The organism is Lelliottia sp. WB101, assembly GCF_003051885.1.
Classification (GTDB): Bacteria; Pseudomonadota; Gammaproteobacteria; order Enterobacterales; family Enterobacteriaceae; genus Enterobacter; species Enterobacter nimipressuralis.
Genome location: NZ_CP028520.1, coordinates 1,115,806 through 1,131,217, shown reverse-complemented (window position 1 = coordinate 1,131,217; position 15,412 = coordinate 1,115,806). Strand labels below are relative to the sequence as shown.

The window sequence follows — 15,412 nt, the reverse complement described above, 5'->3', positions numbered from 1 at the left end:
ACAAGCATGTTAGACAATGTTTTGAGAATTGCCACACGCCAAAGCCCCCTTGCGCTATGGCAGGCACAATATGTTAAGCAGCGCCTCGAAGCCTGCCATTCCGGGTTGCGTGTCGAACTGGTTCCTATGGTGACGCGCGGCGATGTGATCCTTGATACGCCGCTGGCGAAAGTGGGCGGAAAAGGCCTGTTCGTCAAAGAGCTGGAAGTTGCACTGCTTGAGAACCGCGCCGATATCGCCGTCCACTCCATGAAAGATGTCCCGGTCGAATTCCCCGAGGGATTGGGCCTGGTGACGATTTGCGAGCGCGAAGATCCGCGCGATGCGTTCGTCTCAAACCACTACGCTTCTCTGGACGATTTACCCGTCGGGAGCGTGGTTGGCACGTCAAGTTTACGCCGTCAGTGTCAGCTGGCTGAGCGTCGCCCGGACCTGGTGATTCGCTCTCTGCGCGGCAATGTCGGTACGCGTCTCGGCAAACTGGATAACGGCGATTACGATGCCATTATTCTGGCGGTTGCGGGCCTGAAACGTCTGGGGCTGGAGTCTCGTGTACGCGTTGCCCTTGCGCCAGAGCTTTCACTTCCGGCCGTTGGCCAGGGCGCGGTGGGGATTGAGTGTCGTCTTGACGACGACCGCACCCGTGCCCTGCTGGCACCGCTGAATCACGACGAAACCGAGATTCGCGTCAAAGCCGAGCGCGCCATGAACACCCGCCTTGAAGGCGGCTGTCAGGTGCCGATTGGCAGCTATGCTGAATTCATTGACGGTGAATTGTGGCTGCGTGCGCTGGTTGGCGCACCGGACGGTTCACAGATGGTGCGTGGCGAACGCCGCGGACGGGCGCAAGACGCCGAAGCGCTCGGCATCTCACTTGCCGAAGAACTGCTGAATAACGGCGCCCGCGAAATTCTGGCAGACGTCTACAACGGAGAACCACCAGCATGAATATTCTCGTCACCCGCCCTTCTCCCGCAGGAGAGCAGTTAGTGAGCCGTCTGCGCGCACTGGGGCAGGTGGCATGGAGTTTTCCGCTGATTGAGTTCTCCCCTGGCCGGCAGCTCTCTGCGCTCGCCGACCATCTGCACGCATTGAATGAAGGCGATTTAGTTTTCGCCTTATCACAACATGCCGTGGAATTTGCACACGCCCAACTGCAGCAAGAGAAACAGCACTGGCCGACTGCGCCGCGCTATTTCGCCATTGGACGCACCACCGCCCTGGCCCTGCATGCGGTCAGCGGAATTGACGTCCAATACCCGTTAGATCGGGAAATCAGCGAAATCTTGCTACAATTACCTGAATTACAAACTGTTGCGGGAAAGCGTGCGCTGATTTTGCGCGGAAACGGCGGCCGTGAACTGCTGGGCGAAACCTTAAGCGCCCGTGGGGCTGACGTCACGTTCTGCGAATGCTACCAGCGCTGTGCAAAATATTATGACGGCGCGCAGGAAGCGATGCGCTGGCACACGCGCGGCGTGGATACCATCGTCATCACCAGCGGCGAAATGCTACAGCAGCTCTGGTCGCTCATTCCGCAATGGTATCGTGAAAACTGGTTACTCCGCTGTCGGCTTCTGGTCGTCAGTGAGCGTCTGGCGAACCTCGCCCGGGAACTGGGCTGGCAAGATATTCGGATCGCTGATAACGCCGACAACGATGCGCTGCTGCGCGCATTACAATAACTCTCATAATGGGAAGCCATAATGACGGAACAAGAAAAATCCTCCGCCGTGGTTGAAGAGACCAGGGAGACTGTGGCCACCCCGCCGCAGCCAGAAAAGACTGAACACACTGTTGAGAAAAAAAACGGCAGCAATAAAACCAGCCTGGCGCTGAGCGCGATAGCTATCGCCATTGCCCTGGCGGCCGGTGTCGGTCTATACGGTCTGGTAAAAAAACAGGCCACTAACCAGACGGTCACCAGCGATGCGCTGGTGAACCAAATCACCGCCCTGCAAAAAGCGCAGGAGACGCAGAAAGCGGAGCTGGAAGGCGTCATTAAGCAGCAATCTACGCAGCTGGCCGAAGCCAACTCCCGCCAGGAAGAGCTGACGAAACAGCTCGGCGAAGTGCAGCAAAAAGTGGCGACCATCTCCGGTACCGATGCCAAAACCTGGCTGCTCTCTCAGGCCGATTTCCTGGTCAAACTGGCCGGACGTAAGCTGTGGAGCGATCAGGATGTCACCACCGCCGCCGCGCTGCTGAAAAGCGCCGACGCCAGCCTGGCCGACATGAACGACCCGAGCCTGATCGCCGCGCGTCGCGCCATTACCGAAGATATCGCCAGCCTGGGTGCGGTTTCGCAGGTCGATTACGACGGCATCATTCTGAAGGTCAATCAGCTGTCGAATTCGATTGATAACCTGCGCCTCGCGGATAACAACGACGACGACTCCCCGATGGATTCCGACGGCACGGAGCTGTCCAGCTCCCTGAGCGAGTGGCGTATCAATCTGCAAAAAAGCTGGCAGAACTTTATGGACAGCTTTATCACCGTCCGCCGCCGCGACGAAACCGCTGTTCCGCTGTTAGCGCCGAATCAGGACGTCTATCTGCGCGAAAACATCCGCTCCCGACTGCTGGTTGCGGCGCAGGCCGTCCCGCGTCATCAGGAAGAGACCTACAAGCAGGCGCTGGATAATGTTTCAACGTGGGTACGTGCTTACTACGATACCAGCGATGCCACGACGACCGCGTTCCTGGACGATGTTGATAAGCTCAGCCAGCAAAATATCACCATGAATGTCCCGGACAAACTCGAAAGCCAGCCGATTCTGGAAAAACTGATGCAAACCCGCGTGCGCAACCTGCTGGCCCAGCCTGGCGTTGCAGCGCAGCCGGATGCAGCAGCCCCTGCGCCAGCCCCTGAAAGCGCACCTCAAGGAGAGTGATCATGTTAAAAGTCTTATTACTCTTCTTATTGTTGATCGCTGGGATCGTCCTCGGGCCGCTGATTGCTGGCCATCAGGGCTATGTGCTGATCCAGACCGATAACTACAACATTGAAACCAGCGTGACGGGTCTGGTGATCATCGCGATCCTCACCATGGTGGTGTTGTTTGCGATCGAATGGATCCTGCGCCGCATCTTCCGTACCGGTGCGCACACCCGTGGCTGGTTCGTTGGCCGCAAACGCCGCCGCGCGCGCAAACAGACTGAACAGGCTTTGCTTAAACTGGCCGAAGGCGATTATCAGCAGGTTGAAAAGCTGATGTCGAAAAACGCCGACCATGCCGAGCAGCCGGTGGTGAACTATCTGTTAGCCGCCGAAGCGGCCCAGCAGCGTGGGGATGAGGCGCGTGCGAATCAGCATCTGGAGCGCGCGTCGGAGCTGGCATCGAATGATCAGATCCCGGTAGAAATCACCCGCGTGCGCATCCAGCTGGCACGCAATGAGAATCACGCCGCGCGTCATGGCGTTGACCGCCTGCTGGAGATCACCCCGCGCCATCCGGAAGTGCTGCGTCTTGCCGAGCAGGCTTATATCCGCACCGGCGCCTGGGGTTCACTGCTGGATATCATCCCATCGATGGCGAAAGCCAACGTGGGCGATGATGAGCATCGTGATGAGCTGCAGCGCCAGGCGTGGATTGGTCTGATGGATCAGGCGCGAGCCGATCTGGGCAGCGATGGGCTGAAAACCTGGTGGAAAAATCAGAGCCGCAAAACGCGCCAGCAGGTTCCGCTGCAGGTGGCGATGGCCGAACATCTCATCGAATGTGACGATCATGACACAGCGCAGGAGATCATCCTTGATGGCCTGAAACGCCAGTATGATGACCGTCTGGTGATGGTGATCCCACGTCTTAAAACCAATAATCCTGAGCAGATGGAAAAGATGCTGCGCCAGCAGATCAAAACCGTGGGTGACCGCCCGCTGCTGTGGAGTACGCTGGGCCAGTCGCTGATGAAACACGGCGAATGGCAGGAGGCAAGTCTCGCTTTCCGCGCAGCGCTGAAACAGCGCCCGGATGCGTTTGACTACGCCTGGCTGGCCGATACGCTGGACAAACAGCACAAGCCGGAAGAAGCCGCTGCCATGCGTCGCGATGGCCTGCTGTTAACGTTGCAGAACAACGGTCAGTAAGCTTAAGCAGTGCAATCAGGAGGCCCATGGGCCTCCTTTTTTATTGCCGCAATCCTGAGGATCGCCCATAAAAAAACGCCTGCTATAAAAGCAGGCGTTAAACAGGTCTGTTTGACAACATATTTGGTGCTTCACTCAACGTTGTGTCCATGGTGTTTGATGAGGCCGAAGCGACATCTGTCTGTGGACGATAAGCACCTTAAATGGCTCTGCGTCATTCCTGAGTTTATGAGGCACTAAGGCGAACATAAGAGATGGAATGAGCATCTACGCGTATATTATTGCACGTTACGTGCCAGGGTTACAAAAAGAAGTTTTACATTTCGCAACATGATAAGAAGAAAGGAATTTTTATTTTGATGGGGTATTCAGAACAGCTGAAAAGGACCTAAATTTGGCGCAAGTGTCTCCTGAGAACGACACAATTATCGCTAAAGAATAATAGTCATATAAAACAGTGGATTAGCTGTCTCTGAATCGCGACAAATAGAATTAACGTTGTCGGGAAATGACAACAGAGGAATAAACGACAGAAAACAAAAAACCCCGCCGAAGCGGGGTTCAAAATTGGTCGGCGAGAGAGGATTCGAACCTCCGACCCACTGGTCCCAAACCAGTTGCGCTACCAAGCTGCGCTACTCGCCGATGTACTGCTTTTTTGAATTTTTAGTTCAATTCGTTAAGTCGTGGTGCGAGGGGGGGGACTTGAACCCCCACGTCCGTTAAGACACTAACACCTGAAGCTAGCGCGTCTACCAATTCCGCCACCGTCGCAATGTCACAACTTATCAAATAATGGGGTGGCTAATGGGATTCGAACCCACGACAACTGGAATCACAATCCAGGGCTCTACCAACTGAGCTATAGCCACCACTACTTATTCTTTCACGCGGTATGTACTACTACCACCGCAGCTCGAACGCCACACTACTTTATTGGCGCGCCCGACAGGATTCGAACCTGAGACCTCTGCCTCCGGAGGGCAGCGCTCTATCCAGCTGAGCTACGGGCGCTTAGCGCCGTTGCGGGGCTGGATATTACGGAGGTCTCGGTCTGCTGTCTAGTGCTTTTTTGAAAATAATGCGCGTTTGGTTACGCTTTGTGCATTTTGTCGCTTATTACTCCACTTTCTGGATTTCAGCGTGGCGGCTGAGACCAAAAAGCTTATAGCCAATCGACACGGCGGCCATAAAGATAATCCCGACAAACAGCGACATGCGGGTATCTTCATTAAAGTACATGCCGATCAAGACGCAAATCAGGAACGCCATCGTTAAATAGTTCGCCCACGGGAACATAATGGAGCGGAACGGGTGACTGGCGATCGCCTGCTTGTGCGCCTGACGGAAACGCAGCTGGCTAATCAGAATCACAAACCACGGCACCATGCCCGGCAGCACGCTGGCACTGTAGACATAGACAAACACGCGCTGTGGATTGGGAATGATGTAGTTCAGGCACGAGCCAATCAGCAGAATGGCAATGGAGACCGTTACGCCCGCTACCGGCACGCCAGCGCGGGAGACTTTCCCCATCGCCGCCGGAAGCTGACGGTTTTTCGCCAGTGCATAGAGCATACGTCCACAGCTGTACATGCCGCTGTTACAGCCTGAGAGCGCCGCCGTCAGCACCACGAAGTTGATAATCCCTGCCGCCGCCGTGATACCAATTTTCGCGAAGGTCAGCACGAAGGGGCTGCCGGTGGTGCCAATCTGGTTCCAGGGGAAGATGGTGACGATAACGAAAATCGCGCCCACGTAGAAAATCAGGATACGCCACAGCACTTTGCCGACCGCGCTACGCAGCGTGACCTGCGGGTTTTTCGCTTCCCCGGCGGTGATACCGATAAGCTCCACCCCCTGATAGGAGGCAACCACGATACAGAGTGCCGTCAGGAAGCCCTTCCAGCCGCCCGCAAAGAAGCCGCCATGCTCGGTCAGATTGCCAAAGCCAATCGCCTGACCACCGTTGCCGAAGCCAAAGAAGATCACGCCCAGCCCCACCACAATCATCACGATAATGGTGGTGACTTTAATCATCGCAAACCAGAACTCGATTTCGCCGTACAGACGCACAGCCGCAAGGTTCGCGAGCGCCACCAATCCTACGGCGATCAGCGCTGGTATCCACTGTGCCATTTCCGGGAACCAGAACTGGACGTAGACACCTATCGCTGTGATCTCCGATATCCCCACCGCCATCCACATAAACCAGTAGGACCAGGCCGTGAGATAGCCGAAGAAGGGGCTCATGTACTTGTGCGCATAAACGGCGAATGAACCGGCAACCGGCTCAAGGAACAGCATTTCGCCCATCGAGCGCATGATGAAGAAGACGAACAGTCCTGCGACGATATACGCCAGTAAGACCGACGGGCCTGCCCATTTAAGCGTGCTTGCGGAGCCCATAAACAGGCCGACGCCGATAGTGCCGCCTAGCGCTATCAATTCAATGTGACGAGCTTCCAGCCCACGCTGAAGCTCAGGTTTTTTCTCTGCCATAAATCCTCGGTTGTGTTTGCTGTTGCCCGGCTTTTGCCGGTTATTATTTTTGGGTACTGAAATACGGGGAGGAATGGTTTCTTAAATCCTGCTAAATGGCAAACGATGCATTAAAAAAATGAACGTATTGCACAGAAACGCAGCAGTTTTGCAGGCGGGTTGCAGCGCGAATAGCACATCGCGCTACATTTTGATTACATTTTGCCGGTGTAATGCCAGGCCAGATAGCGCAGGAGTTTAATCTGTCGTTTAATGCGGCTCGGCTGGGACAAGAGGCGATATAACCACTCCAGCCCTAAGTTTTGCCACACTTTTGGCGCACGCTTCACATGGCCGGTAAAGACGTCGTAGGTGCCGCCAACGCCCATATACAGGGCATTCGGGTAAACCAGACGGCAGTCGCGCATCAGGATTTCCTGGCGCGGGGAGCCCATCGCCACGGTCACGATTTTCGCGCCACTGTCGCGAATGCGTTCAAACAGCGCCTGACGATCCTCGGGTTTGAAGTAGCCATCCTGGCTGCCCACGATATTAACATTCCACTGCGCGCGGAGTTTCTGCTCCGTCTGCGCCAGCACATCGGGTTTACCACCAATCAGGAATACTGGCGTTCCATCCTGTCCTGCCCGCGCCATTAGCGCTTCCCAGAGATCGGCTCCGGCAACGCGAGAGACCTGCGCCTGCGGAAACTTTTTGCGAATCGAACGGACCACGCTGATGCCGTCGGCATATTTAAACTCGGCGGCTTCAATCAGGCTTTTCACTTCCGCGTTGTCTTCAATCGCCAGCATTTTTTCGGCATTGATGGCCACCAGGGTGCCAGATTTGATCTGCCCATCAGCGCAGAGATAATCCAGCGCATGCTGCATATCACGCCAGCCGATGAGCTGCAGGCCGCGCAGCGCATAGACCGGCGCAGAGGTATTGTCAGTCATTATTATCCTTACTCAGACTTGGGAAAGCGTGCTGGTTGCCCGCGTCAGTCGTCGGTGAATCAGGCCCGCGCTATCAAACAGCCAGTACAACAGTTTCGCCAGCAGCAGACAGAGACCGAAGACCACCATGAAAAACACCACGCGTGACACAAACGAATCCAGCCCTTCACGCGCCAGCACGATCATATTGAAAATGGCACCAAAACAGAAACTGTGCAAAATCGCCGCTTTATAGCGGTTGGTCTCTTCGTTCCCGCGCACATAAAGCCAGTCGAACCATTTGATGATAAGCCCAACGGCCACGGCGCCCGGCAGGATAAACCACACGCCGCCCATCACCACCAGCGAGCCAATCAGCGTCGGGGAGATCGCCAGGCCAGAGTGGTTGTTGAGCACTTCCCAGGTAAAGTAGTTCGCCGTGTTCAGCACCACGCCAGGCCGATCGGGCCACAGCCAGGTCGGGATAAAGACGTAGAAATCACGTGCGATGGGGGCCAGCCCCTGGAAGTCAATTTTGTCGTAGTTTTGCAGCAGTAGCGCCAGGTTTTCCCACGGCGAGAAGGTGTCTCGGGTGAGGTACAGGAAGGTGTAAAACGCTTCGTCACCACTCACGTCCATGCCGTAGCGCTTGAGCGCCAGCCAGAACATGCCGACAATCCCAAACACCCCTGCCGCAACCAGCATCCAGAGCGAGATCCAGCCGCGAATGATGCCGATAAACAGGAAGATCGCGAAGGCGATGATGATATTCGCGCGCGTCCCGCCGACGATCATATAGGTCAGAAGACCGAAGGCTACCGTGCTCACCAGGAAAAACAGCCAGGCTTTGCTGTCCTGACGCAGGAAGTAGATCACCAGCATCGCGGGGATGAAGAAATAGAAGAAACGCTTAAGTGCCACGCCGGACACTTCGGCGGAAAAAATCTGGCTGTAAGAGTGCAGTTTGAACAGCAAAAAGCCGTTATGCATGAAGAAAATACCGACACTCACCAGCGCGATAATCATCAGCATCACCCAGGTCAGGTGCGTTTCCACCCGATTCATGGTGAACAGCGGACGGCGCGGCGCGTGGTTCACCGGACGTAAACGGGTCTTATAGGTGACGTAGTACACCGCGTAGAAACAGGTGGCAGACAACAGGGCCTGCATCAGAATTTCTGGCGGGGCGACGGCCACGTCAAAGCGGAAGACCAGAATGCTGGTCAGCGGGAAGCCGAAGAAGAAGGTCAGCAGGAACAGCAGCGAGAAGAAGACGTTGAAGTTAAAGCGCACGCGGCGGAACTCAAACCAGGTGAGCGTGCCGATAAACAGCGAGGCCAGAAGCCAAATCACCAGTAAGCCGCTAAATTCCAACTGGCTCATGCTTTGTCTCCTGCAGCTATCCGCAGCGCCTGATGCCAGGGCGTGAGAAAATTCGGGCTGAAAAAGTCGATGGCATTTTTATCCACCAACGCCAGCTGACGCTGTGCTTCGCGCACCACATCCTCATTCAGATCGTCCGTGGTAAACAGCACCGGAATGTGCTGCTCCGCCATATCCTGCCAGAAAGGATTTTCACGGTTAAGCACGCACGGAACGCCGGCCTGAATCAGGAGGCACAGCGTGCCAATCCCCTGCTGGCGCGCAAAGATGAAGTAGCCGAGATCGCATTTTCTGAGCAGGGCCAGGTAGTCGTCAAACTCGAGCTTTTCGCTGAGGATTTGCAGATTATCCGGGCTGAACAGCGCCAGCCCGCTCTGACGGACCTCCGCAATATACGCGTCGTTATGTGCAGGATAGCCCATCGGCACAATCACGTTCACCGTGTCGCCAAACTGCTTATGCACGGCTTTCAGCGCTGCGATGTGTTCGTTACTGCGATCGCCCGAATTGCCCACCAGTATGGTCAGCTTGCCTTCGCGCTGCGTATCGTTCGCCATTGTGTTCAGCGCAGGGTCCATCCGCGTGGGGAAATAGAGCAGTTCGCCGCGCACGTTTGGGTGCTGTTGCGCGAAAAAGTTCAGGTCGCCGCGCGTCGCAAACACGCAGCCAACGCGCCCCTGAGCCATACGGCGCAGGGGATAGAACAGGCGGAATTTCCAGCCGCGCGACACTTCATACAGATCCGCGCCCCAGATATGCCAGTTAAACTGCGCAGGCTTGATGCCGCCACTCAGCAACGCCAGCCACAGGCCGGTATTAAACTGGCCGTGAAAGAAGAAACGCTGCTCGCGGTTGGCTTTGGCTTTAGCGATCACCGCGTTTGCCAGCGCGGATTTATCCGGCCAGAAGCTTAACGACAGCGCAGGAAAGGCGGCGCTTAGCCCCTTATCCTGGCCCGCGACCATAAACTCGCGCGCGTCGGCGCTGCCGGCCGCCAGCGAGTCATTAAAAAACTGTAATACTGTGCGGTTGTGATGCGGGATATCCGAACCCAACACGTGAATCAGTGCAGTCATGCGCGTCTACGCCAAAGTAAAAATACGCCGCAACAGGCAGCAAAATAGACAATGTAAGTGGCCATATAGGCCTGAGCCGCCCCTAGCGCGCCATGCGTTGGGATCAGCCAGTGCGAGAAACCGGTCAGCAGCGTGAACTGGCTAATCTCTGCCAGGATATACAGCCGCAGAGAGGCTTTGGCAATCACCAGATAGCCGAAAACGTAAGCACCCACTTTCAGGACATCGCCCACCAGCTGCCAGGCGAACAGGTCGCGCATCGCGGTAAATTTCGCAGAGAACAGCAGCCAGATGGCGACGTCGCGCAGCAGCCAGACGGTTAAACTCGCGGCGGCCACAGCAGGAAGCACAAAACGCAGTGAGCGGCCAATTTCGCGGGTGATGTCCTGCCGGGAGGTCAACCGCGACAGAGTCGGCAGCAAATAGACACTGAACGAGGCAGTAATAAACTGGAGATAGGCGTCAGAAATACTGCTGACACCCTGCCAAATCCCGACCTCATCCCAGCTGTAGTGCGCTGCCAGCAGGTTTCGCATCATCACATACGCCACAGGAAGCGTGACGGAAGTGATGAGCGCCATCAGGGTAAATTTCCCTAACTGCCCCGCCAGAATTTTGTCCCACTGCGGCTTGAGATAGCTCAGGGGAATTGTGCGCCTGCGCATCAGCATAAACGCAGCGGGAATGACCACCAGTGCAGGAACCAGCGCCAGGCCAAGCAGCGCGCCTTCATAGCCGCCAAGGCGATAGCAGAAATAATAGGCAATGACGCCGATAAGGCTGCCCAGAATCAGTGCCAGCGCATTTCCGGCGGCGTCGCGGAAACCTTTCATTAAGGCTAACAGCAGGTTAGCCCAGGCGATCCCCATCTGCACCAGCGCCACCAGACGTACCAGCCCCTGGTAATGGGTATTGCCGAAGAGTGCCTGACTGACAGGCGCGGCCGCCAGTAAAAAGACGATGGCCAGCAGCGTGGAGAACCCGAGCACCATCGCCGAGGACGTGCCGACCACCCGACGCAGCGCGGCCTCATCGTCGTGATGCTGCGCTACGTATTTGGTGACACCGTTGAAAATACCGGCCCCGGCAAGCACGCCGAGTACGGTGATGAGCTGACGGAAGTTACCGGCCTGCCCGACACCAGAAGGGCCAAATGACACCGCCAGCATTTTTACAACTAGCAGCCCTGCGCCAATCTTGACGAGTGTGGACGCGGCGGTCCACACCGATGCTTTCGCCAGTGACATATCAGCGGAAGTAGCTCAGAAGGGTATTAATCACCGTGCGCTGATTCACCGGCGCGAGGTTGTAGAACAGTGGCAGACGAAGCAAACGCTCACTTTCTTTCGTGGTGTAGCGATCGTCACCGACAAACTGGCCGAACGCTTCACCCGCCGGGCTGGAGTGCAGCGGAATGTAATGGAACACCGCCATAATCTCAGCTTCTTTCAGGTAAGCGATCAGACTGCTGCGATCGTCGTTGTCGCGCAGTTTGATGTAAAACATATGTGCGTTGTGAACGCAGTCTGCCGGGATCGTCGGCAGCTCAATACGCCCTTTTTGCGCCAGCGGCGTCAGGGCATCGTAATAGGTCTGCCACAGGGTCAAACGCTGCTGGTTGATGCGCTCAGCCGCTTCGAGCTGCGCCCAGAGATAGGCGGCCTGCAGATCGGCCATCAGATAGCTGGAGCCGATATCGCGCCAGGTGTATTTGTCGACCTGACCACGGAAGAACTGGCTGCGGTTGGTCCCTTTTTCGCGGATCACTTCAGCCCGCTCCACCAGCGCGCGATCGTTAATCAGCGTTGCGCCACCTTCACCGCCCGCCGTGTAGTTTTTGGTTTCATGGAAGCTAAAGCAGCCGATATGGCCAATAGTACCCAGCGCACGGCCCTTGTAGGTGGACATCACCCCTTGCGCGGCGTCTTCTACCACGAACAGGTTGTGCTTTTTGGCGATGGCCATGATGGTGTCCATCTCACAGGCCACACCCGCATAGTGTACCGGCACAATCGCCCGCGTTTTATCGGTGATCGCCGCTTCAATCAGGGTTTCATCGATGTTCATCGTATCCGGACGGACATCCACAAAGATAATTTTGGCACCACGCAGGACAAACGCATTCGCCGTCGAGACGAAGGTGTAGCTCGGCATGATGACTTCGTCGCCCGGCTTGATGTCCAGCAGCAGAGCAGCCATCTCCAGCGACGCCGTACAGGATGGCGTTAGCAGCACTTTCGCACTGTGAAAACGCTGCTCCATCCACTGCTGGCAGCGACGGGTGAAACCACCGTCTCCGCAAAGTTTGCCGCTGCCCATGGCAGACTGCATGTAATCAAGTTCGGTGCCCACAACGGGAGGCGCGTTAAATGGAATCATCTTGTCACCTGTATAACCAGTAAGCGGTCGCATCAATGTTGCCACCGCTGGCAATGTAACGTTTAAGCGCGGCGGTGTTGCCTAGTTGGGTCGCCACGCGCAAAGTTGATAAATGACGCTGCGCGGCCCAATTCAGGGCGGCCTGCATGAGTTTGTCGCCCATTCCGCGCCCGGCGAGCAGGCCAATACGCGCTTCGCTATCGCTCAATTGGCGCAGCGAGACAAACGCCTGGATCTCACCGCTGTTTTCGCGGAAAACCAGACATTCATGGTCAAACGTGCCTTTGACGGCGTTTTCAATCCACTGGGCGTAAAAACGACCGCTGGCGTCAGGCGCATACCACGGCGCGCGGAAACGGCTTTGCGCAAAAGCCTGCGCGGCCATCTGGCGCAGCGCGGGGATATCCTGTTCGGTCGCCACTTCTGCGGCAGCCAGGCTGTGCGGCGTGACGGCAAGGCTCAGATCGACTTCGCCTTCCACCAGTTGAAAACCCAGCGTTTGTAGGGCATCCAGCCAGTCGGCGCGCCCTGCCGGAATTTTGGCCTGTACCCGCGCCCACGGCGAAAAATCCGCCGCCGTGAGTGCCGGAGCGTCGTCGCGAAAGCGCACTACCGCAGAGGAGAGACCAAAAAATTGACTCTCCCAGGTTAGCGGTTCAAGTACGCCGGGCAACTCACTCAACGCCACACCCCTTTCGTATCAACAATATACTTCTGCTGCACCGCATCGCTGCTGATGGCTTTGAACTGGCTATGGTCTACCAGCAGAACCAGCACGTCGGCAGTGTTCAGTGCGTTTTCCAGCGTCGCGAGCTGGCAGTGCCCGGCCAGTTTCTTCGGCAGGGTATGAATATTTGGCTCCACAACCAGCGTTTCACCGGTGTGCCAGTTGGCAATCATCTCGGCGATGCCCATCGCCGGGCTTTCGCGCAGGTCGTCGATGTTTGGCTTAAACGCCAGGCCAAAGCAGGCGATTTTTATCTCGCTGGCGCGCTTGCCGCTTTCGGCCAGGCAATCCGCTACCGTGGCTTTCACCTGGTTCATTACCCAGTGCGGTTTACCGTCGTTCACTTCGCGGGCCGTGCGGATCAGGCGAGCCTGGTCCGGGTTTTGTGCCACGATAAACCACGGGTCCACGGCGATACAGTGACCGCCCACGCCAGGTCCTGGCTGGAGAATATTGACGCGCGGATGGCGGTTCGCCAGGCGAATCAGTTCCCAGACGTTAATTCCCTGGTCGGCACAAATGAGTGACAGTTCGTTAGCAAAAGCGATGTTGACGTCGCGGAAGCTGTTTTCGGTGAGCTTGCACATTTCTGCCGTGCGGGAGTTAGTGACCACGCACTCCCCTTCGAGGAAGATGCTGTAGAGTTCGCTGGCACGCGCAGAGCAGACGGGCGTCATCCCGCCAATTACGCGGTCATTTTTGATCAGCTCAATCATCACCTGGCCGGGCAGAACGCGCTCCGGGCAGTAGGCGATATTAATATCCGCCTGTTCGCCTGCCTGCTGCGGGAAGGTCAAATCAGGGCGGGCTTCCGCCAGCCATTGGGCCATTTGCTCCGTCGCGCCGACGGGAGAAGTGGACTCCAGAATCACCAGCGCGCCTTTCTTCAGCACTGGAGCAAGGGATTTTGCCGCCGCTTCGACATACACCATATCCGGCTCATGCTCGCCTTTAAACGGCGTCGGCACCGCGATCAGATACGCATCGGCTTCCACCGGCGTTGTGCTGGCTTTGAGAAAACCGCCTTCAACTGCGGTTTTGACCACTTTGTCGAGATCCGGCTCCACGATATGAATTTCACCACGGTTAATGGTATCCACCGCATGCTGGTTGATATCCACCCCGATAACCTGTTTTTGACGCGATGCAAAAGCGGCCGCAGTCGGCAGTCCAATGTAACCAAGACCAATGACAGAGATGGTAGAAAAACTCATAGCGTTACCCGATTATGTTTAAGTGCATGCAAAATACGACTGCAGGCCTGCCCGTCACCATAAGGATTATGGGCGTGGCTCATCGCCTGGTACTCTTTTTCATCGTGTAGGAGGCGTGTCACCTCTGCCACGAGATGTTTAGTGTCGGTCCCGACCAGGCGTACCGTTCCGGCTTTAATAGCCTCCGGACGCTCGGTCGTTTCACGCATCACCAGCACCGGTTTACCCAGCGACGGTGCCTCTTCCTGAATGCCGCCGGAGTCGGTCAAAATCAGCCACGCGTGGTTCATCAGCCAGACGAACGGCAGATAGTCCTGCGGCTCAATGAGGATCACGTTTTCGATATGGCCGAGGATGCGGTTAACCGGCTCGCTGACGTTCGGGTTGAGGTGGACCGGATAGACGATCTGGACGTCAGGGTTTTGCGCGGCGATCTCCGCCAGCGCATGGCAGATCTGCTCGAACCCACGGCCAAAGCTCTCGCGGCGATGGCCCGTCACCAGGATCATCTTTTTGCCAGCGGTGAGGAACGGATAGCGCACCGCCAGCTCTTCGCGCAGAGCGTCGCTGGCCATCACGCGATCGCGAACCCAAATCAGGGCGTCAATCACCGTATTGCCGGTCACGAAAATTTTGTCATCACGGATGTTTTCGCGCAGCAGGTTCTGCCGGGAATTTTCGGTTGGCGCAAAGTGATACATTGCCAGATGACCGGTAAGCGTACGGTTGGCCTCTTCAGGCCACGGAGAATAAAGGTCGCCGGTGCGCAAACCGGCTTCAACGTGCCCGACCGGGATGCGTTGATAGAATGCCGCCAGGCTGGTTGCGATGGTGGTAGTGGTATCGCCGTGCACCAGAACCACGTCTGGTTTAAACGATTCCAGAATAGGTTTTAGCCCTTCCAGAATGCGGCAGGTAATTTCGGTCAATCCCTGCCCCGGTTTCATAATATTGAGATCGTAATCCGGGACAATAGAAAAGAGATTTAAAACCTGATCAAGCATCTCCCGATGCTGCGCGGTAACGCATACTTTCGCCTCAAACCAGGGATCATTTGCCAGCGCATGGACCAGCGGCGCCATCTTGATGGCTTCCGGCCTTGTGCCAAATACGGTAAGTACTTTCAC

13 protein-coding genes and 4 tRNA genes are annotated in these 15,412 nt (G+C 56.3%); 4 read left to right on the top strand and 13 right to left on the bottom strand.

What is annotated here, in order from left to right:
- The first annotated feature begins 6 nt into the window (after window positions 1-6).
- From hemC to hemY, 4 genes are read left to right on the top strand one after another with little or no spacing between them, the layout of a single operon-like run.
- Window positions 7-948 (top strand): hydroxymethylbilane synthase, encoded by a 942-nt coding sequence (hemC, locus tag DAI21_RS05310; RefSeq protein WP_146003479.1) that lies wholly within the window; start codon window positions 7-9, stop codon window positions 946-948.
- A complete protein-coding gene (hemD, locus tag DAI21_RS05305) occupies window positions 945-1,685 on the top strand; it encodes a uroporphyrinogen-III synthase (protein ID WP_107702637.1) in 741 nt (246 codons plus the stop codon). The genes hemC and hemD overlap by 4 nt, the downstream gene beginning before the upstream one ends.
- 21 nt (window positions 1,686-1,706) lie before the next feature.
- Window positions 1,707-2,894 (top strand): uroporphyrinogen-III C-methyltransferase, encoded by a 1,188-nt coding sequence (gene hemX, locus DAI21_RS05300; RefSeq protein ID WP_100778432.1) that lies wholly within the window; start codon window positions 1,707-1,709, stop codon window positions 2,892-2,894.
- 2 nt (window positions 2,895-2,896) lie between these two features.
- Window positions 2,897-4,090: a protoheme IX biogenesis protein HemY gene (hemY, locus tag DAI21_RS05295; RefSeq protein ID WP_102105659.1), complete on the top strand. Its 1,194-nt coding sequence runs from the start codon at window positions 2,897-2,899 to the stop codon at window positions 4,088-4,090.
- Between the two features lie 568 nt (window positions 4,091-4,658).
- Here hemY and DAI21_RS05290 read toward each other — a convergent pair.
- The 13 genes from DAI21_RS05290 to wecB all read right to left on the bottom strand — a co-directional run bounded on the left by DAI21_RS05290 (window position 4,659) and on the right by wecB (window position 15,412).
- Window positions 4,659-4,735 (bottom strand) — tRNA-Pro (locus DAI21_RS05290).
- Window positions 4,736-4,777: 42 nt separating this feature from the next.
- Window positions 4,778-4,864 (bottom strand) — tRNA-Leu (locus DAI21_RS05285).
- Between the two features lie 22 nt (window positions 4,865-4,886).
- A tRNA-His gene (locus DAI21_RS05280) sits at window positions 4,887-4,962 on the bottom strand.
- Between the two features lie 65 nt (window positions 4,963-5,027).
- Window positions 5,028-5,104: transfer RNA gene (locus DAI21_RS05275), tRNA-Arg, on the bottom strand.
- Between the two features lie 105 nt (window positions 5,105-5,209).
- Window positions 5,210-6,592, bottom strand: a complete 1,383-nt coding sequence (locus DAI21_RS05270) for an amino acid permease (RefSeq protein WP_100778430.1) — start codon at window positions 6,590-6,592, stop codon at window positions 5,210-5,212.
- A gap of 194 nt (window positions 6,593-6,786) precedes the next feature.
- The gene (gene wecG / locus DAI21_RS05265; protein ID WP_100778429.1) at window positions 6,787-7,527 is read right to left on the bottom strand and encodes a lipopolysaccharide N-acetylmannosaminouronosyltransferase; all 741 of its coding nucleotides are present in this window, start codon (window positions 7,525-7,527) and stop codon (window positions 6,787-6,789) included.
- Window positions 7,528-7,539: 12 nt separating this feature from the next.
- The gene (gene wzyE / locus DAI21_RS05260) at window positions 7,540-8,889 is read right to left on the bottom strand and encodes an ECA oligosaccharide polymerase (RefSeq protein WP_100778428.1); all 1,350 of its coding nucleotides are present in this window, start codon (window positions 8,887-8,889) and stop codon (window positions 7,540-7,542) included.
- Window positions 8,886-9,965: a TDP-N-acetylfucosamine:lipid II N-acetylfucosaminyltransferase gene (locus DAI21_RS05255; protein ID WP_107702636.1), complete on the bottom strand. Its 1,080-nt coding sequence runs from the start codon at window positions 9,963-9,965 to the stop codon at window positions 8,886-8,888. Before DAI21_RS05255 ends, wzyE begins: the two co-directional genes overlap by 4 nt.
- Complete coding sequence (gene wzxE / locus DAI21_RS05250) at window positions 9,962-11,212, bottom strand: lipid III flippase WzxE (RefSeq protein ID WP_107702635.1); 1,251 nt, start codon at window positions 11,210-11,212, stop codon at window positions 9,962-9,964. The genes DAI21_RS05255 and wzxE overlap by 4 nt, the downstream gene beginning before the upstream one ends.
- 1 nt (window position 11,213) lies before the next feature.
- On the bottom strand, window positions 11,214-12,344 hold the full coding sequence (gene rffA / locus DAI21_RS05245) for a dTDP-4-amino-4,6-dideoxygalactose transaminase (RefSeq protein ID WP_107702634.1): 1,131 nt from the start codon (window positions 12,342-12,344) through the stop codon (window positions 11,214-11,216).
- A 4-nt stretch (window positions 12,345-12,348) separates the two neighbouring features.
- The gene (gene rffC, locus DAI21_RS05240) at window positions 12,349-13,026 is read right to left on the bottom strand and encodes a dTDP-4-amino-4,6-dideoxy-D-galactose acyltransferase (RefSeq protein ID WP_107702633.1); all 678 of its coding nucleotides are present in this window, start codon (window positions 13,024-13,026) and stop codon (window positions 12,349-12,351) included.
- The gene (gene wecC, locus DAI21_RS05235; protein WP_107702632.1) at window positions 13,023-14,285 is read right to left on the bottom strand and encodes a UDP-N-acetyl-D-mannosamine dehydrogenase; all 1,263 of its coding nucleotides are present in this window, start codon (window positions 14,283-14,285) and stop codon (window positions 13,023-13,025) included. The genes rffC and wecC overlap by 4 nt, the downstream gene beginning before the upstream one ends.
- On the bottom strand, window positions 14,282-15,412 hold the full coding sequence (gene wecB / locus DAI21_RS05230) for a non-hydrolyzing UDP-N-acetylglucosamine 2-epimerase (RefSeq protein WP_102105666.1): 1,131 nt from the start codon (window positions 15,410-15,412) through the stop codon (window positions 14,282-14,284). Before wecB ends, wecC begins: the two co-directional genes overlap by 4 nt.